This is a genomic window from Candidatus Viridilinea mediisalina, from assembly GCF_002532535.1.
Lineage (GTDB): Bacteria > Chloroflexota > Chloroflexia > Chloroflexales > Chloroflexaceae > Viridilinea > Viridilinea mediisalina.
The window spans coordinates 1-737 of record NZ_NQWI01000309.1 but is presented as its reverse complement, the minus strand read 5'-3'; the positions used below and the strand labels follow the sequence as shown (position 1 = coordinate 737).

The following is a 737-nucleotide window of genomic DNA, read 5'->3' as shown; positions in this document are numbered from 1 at the left end:
CTTTGATGATAGAATGGTCTATGTCGAAATCTCGCCCGACGAGTGGCTGCGTACCAAAGATGATCCAGCGGCAGCCGATGCACTCTCACGCGAGTGTGGCCCCTTGATTCAGCAGGCGCTTGGCGCTGCGTGGCACCGCTGGCATGATCAGGAATGGAGTTAATCATATGACCGTCCAACCTCACGCGCAGATGAACGCGGCAGCCTACCTTGCGTTTGAGCGCGCTGCGACGCAACGGCATGAGTATGTTGATGGGTCGGTTCGTGCAATGTCGGGGGCGAGTGTTGCCCATAATATCATTGTGGGAAATATCTTTGCCCGTTTGCATCAGCATACGCTTGCTCAGGGTTGTACGGTCTTTGCGAGTGATATGCGTCTTGGGCTAGTAGAGCAAGAGAGCTATTTCTATCCTGATATTATGGTTGTCTGTGGTGATTTGCAATGTGCTGATACGCAACAAGATACGTTACTTAATCCTATTCTTATTGTTGAGGTTCTTTCGCCATCAACAGAGCAGTACGATCGCGGCAAGAAATCGCACTACTATCGTTCTATTCCTTCGCTCCGAGAATATCTACTTATTGCCCAAGATCAAGCCTATCTGGAACATGTTGTTCGCTATGGGCCACATCAGTGGCTTATAACGGAGATTACTGATCAACAAGCCGAGATTCATCTGGTTTCGGTAGATTATACCTTGCGCTTGCAGGATGTCTATGCGAAGGTGGTGCGTAGG

At 49.7% G+C, this 737-nt stretch carries 1 protein-coding gene; it reads left to right on the top strand.

Annotation, left to right across the window (positions count from 1 at the left end; translation table 11 throughout):
* Window positions 1-167: 167 nt before the first annotated feature.
* Window positions 168-737 (top strand): Uma2 family endonuclease (locus tag CJ255_RS22190; protein WP_133117028.1); only part of this gene is annotated, 570 nt, incomplete at its 3' end.